Here is a 3,224-nt window from a genome sequence, read left to right on the forward strand (position 1 = left end):
TCCTATACTCGTCACGCTGTCAGGGATTTTTATGCTTTCAAGGCTTGTACAGTATTCAAATACACTATCTCCTATATCTGTCACACTCTCTGGAATCGTTATGCTTGTAAGACTTGTACATCCACAAAATGCACCACTTTCTATACTCGTAACACTGTCAGGAATTGTTATGCTTTCAAGGCTTGTACAATTATAAAATGCACAATCTCCTATATTTGTCACCGGCAAGCCGTCAATCTCCTCCGGAATTTCCACTTCCGTTAATGATTCATCACAAGCTGTAATTTCAATATAATCATCCGTTCCATCTTCGTCTTCATCAACACTTTGATATGTTAACCCGTTAATTGTTTTTTCCGGAGTATCCGGAGTATCCGTTTCGTCTTGAATATATATACGTCCTCCACTTGCAGCAGGATATTCATATTTTTCACCATTGGCATTTCCAAGTGTAAGATCATATATAGCAATATCATAACAGTCACCGTTAGCTGCGTCTTCAGGAGTTTCAAACGTCATAGTAAATAAGCTGTCACCGAAACCTGCCGTATTTACACAAGCTACATAAAGTTCATTTCCCTCATTATTATAGCATAGTGCACCGGAAACATCAGTCAGAGTCAAAGAACTGTCATAGTCAATTGCCACAACAGCGGCATCTGCAAAACACTCCGAGGTATAGCTTACCTCTAACGTTACTGTTTCACCAGGACCGCATTCTGCACTACCTATACTAACAGATGGATCTCCAGATAAATCACGGTTTGCACACCCGCCGGTTGCAGATACAGCATCTGCTATAGCAGATGCATCACAAATATCAACTATACCGTTTTGATTAAAATCTGCATTCATTGGAATACCGCTATGTTCAACGCAACCTCGACCAATTGCTACAACATCAAGTATGCTCACTTTTCCGTCATAGTTTACATCTCCAAGCAACGTATCGGTTTCTTCTGCTAAAGCAAATGGTACATTTCCGCAGATAATACTTAAAGTACATGCAGCCGCAGTCACTGCACTTAAAATTTTCCGTCTTATTTTCATCAGACAGTCCTCCCTATAAAATTTATATACCAACATTTTACCATTAAACCCTGTATTTGTCAACAATAAGCACTTTTTCACGTTAATTGTACAACAAAAACAGAACCCTTTCCCGGCTTGCTTGTAACAAATATTTTTCCTCCGCACCGGTTTAGAATTTCCTTGCAGAGAGCTAAACCGAGTCCGTTTCCCTGAGATTGTCTGGAGGTATCCCCCTGATAGAATTTTTCAAAAATATGTTCCATAGTTTCCTGAGTCATACCAATGCCGTCATCACTGATAAAAACGGAAACAAAACTGTCGCTTTTTTTCAGACTGATTGAAACACTTCCTCCGTCATCAGAAAATTTAATTGCATTTCCGATGAGATTTACCCATACCTGAAACAAAAGTGATTTCTGTCCGAAATATTCGGCTTCGGGAAGATCAATATCCAGTTCAATATTTTTTTTGCTCCATTTAGGTTCCAGTATTACAATTGCTTCCCTTATCTGTTCGTCAAGACGGAATGAAACCGGAGGGTCTAAATAAGTCTGATTTTCTATTTTGGAAATTCTCAGGATATTATCTGTCAGGTCGTTAAGCTTTTCAATATTGAAAAACACCTTCTGGATATATTCCATGCGTTCTTCTTCAGTAAGCTCCGGATCCTGAAGAAGGGTAACATATCCGGTAACAGATGAAAGAGGGGTCTTGAATTCATGGGATACATTGGCGATAAAATCGTTTCTTATCATTTCTACTGAATTGAGTTCCTTTGCCATATTATTAAAATTTTCAAAAGTATCCGCAAATTCCTCGATTTTTCCGTCATACTCAAGCTTTACATTATAATCACCACTGGCAATTATTTTTATAGCCTTGCTTATCTGATTCAGCGGATTGAAAACCTTGATTATCATGAAGCTGGAAGCCATAGTGGATAAAATGATACACAAAACACAGATCATGAAAATAATAAATGAATGGTTTTTAACATGGTTTATTGACAATCCCAACTGTTCAAGCAGCTTGATTATACCAAGGGCTACTAAGCTGAATGTGAAAACAGTCACGAAGAAAAGGGCTCTCATACGTATTCTTATTTTTGTGTATTTTTTTGCTTTATTTATTCTGCGATTTCTTATATCTTTGATTCTGCTCATTTCTTCACCGCCCGGTAGCCCAGTCCCCGTATAGTTACGATTTCAAAGTCAGTATTATTTTTAAAACGCTCTCTCAGACGGCTTATGTGAACATCCAGAGTATGGGAATCAACATATTCTTCAATGCCCCAGATATCGTCCAGAATCTGCTGACGTGTAAATATCTGTCCCGGATAGGAAAGCAGCTTGTAAAGCAGCTGAAATTCCTTCAGAGGAAGTACCTGTGAACCGTTTTTATCTGTTACAGTGCAGGAATTATATTCAAGTGAAGTATTGCCGAAAGTAAGCTTTTTTTCGCTGACACTTTTAGCACGTCTGAGCAGTGCATTTACTCTCAGCAGCATTTCATTGATATCAATCGGCTTAACCATGTAATCGTCTGCTCCCGCATTGAATCCGCACTGCTTATCCATAATATCGCCTTTGGCAGTTATGATAAGAACAGGTATTTCAATTCTGCTTTCCCTGAGCTGCCGCACAAAATCAAATCCGTTTGTACCCGGCATCATTACATCAGATATAATAAGATCAATATATTCTTTTTCCATGATGTTAAGTGCATGCTGTACATTTTTTGCTCCATAAGCCTGATAATTATTTCTCATAAGAGTTTTACAGAAAAGATTCTGCAAATCAGCGTCATCTTCAACAACCAGTATCTGAAACATCTGTCACACCTCTTTCAGCATATTTTTATCAATACATACATTATTATACAACTTTTCATTATAAATCGCAAACCTCAATGAAACCTCAACGAAACCTCAACAAAAATTGAGATTAATTTGACATGAAATTGAGAAACAGGCTCTATAATAAAAACCATAATCCAATAAGGAGGTATATGAATACATGCTGGAATTAAAAGGCATAAAAAAAGACTATGCTGCCGGAGAAAATACGGTGCATGCACTTAAGGGAATTGATCTTAAATTCCGTCATAACGAATTTGTATCTATTCTGGGACCGTCCGGATGCGGAAAGACAACAATGCTCAACATTATCGGCGGACTGGATCAGTATACAAAA

The 3,224-nt window shown here is 37.9% G+C and carries 4 protein-coding genes; 1 reads left to right on the forward strand and 3 read right to left on the reverse strand.

Features of this window, described 5'->3' with window-relative positions:
• The 3 genes from ACI4WO_RS03355 to ACI4WO_RS03365 form a co-directional block, all read right to left on the reverse strand.
• Window positions 1-1,050, reverse strand: a 1,050-nt coding sequence (locus ACI4WO_RS03355; RefSeq protein WP_439806143.1) for a leucine-rich repeat protein, incomplete at its 3' end; no start/stop codon positions are given.
• 77 nt (window positions 1,051-1,127) lie between these two features.
• Window positions 1,128-2,195 (reverse strand): HAMP domain-containing sensor histidine kinase, encoded by a 1,068-nt coding sequence (locus ACI4WO_RS03360; protein WP_439806144.1) that lies wholly within the window; start codon window positions 2,193-2,195, stop codon window positions 1,128-1,130.
• On the reverse strand, window positions 2,192-2,863 hold the full coding sequence (locus ACI4WO_RS03365) for a response regulator transcription factor (RefSeq protein WP_439806145.1): 672 nt from the start codon (window positions 2,861-2,863) through the stop codon (window positions 2,192-2,194). Before ACI4WO_RS03365 ends, ACI4WO_RS03360 begins: the two co-directional genes overlap by 4 nt.
• 184 nt (window positions 2,864-3,047) lie before the next feature.
• Here ACI4WO_RS03365 and ACI4WO_RS03370 point away from each other — a divergent pair.
• Window positions 3,048-3,224 (forward strand): ATP-binding cassette domain-containing protein (locus tag ACI4WO_RS03370; protein ID WP_439806146.1); only part of this gene is annotated, 177 nt, incomplete at its 3' end.

Origin of the sequence: Porcipelethomonas sp. (assembly GCF_051893655.1) — a bacterium.
Classification (GTDB): Bacteria; Bacillota; Clostridia; order Oscillospirales; family Ruminococcaceae; genus Porcipelethomonas.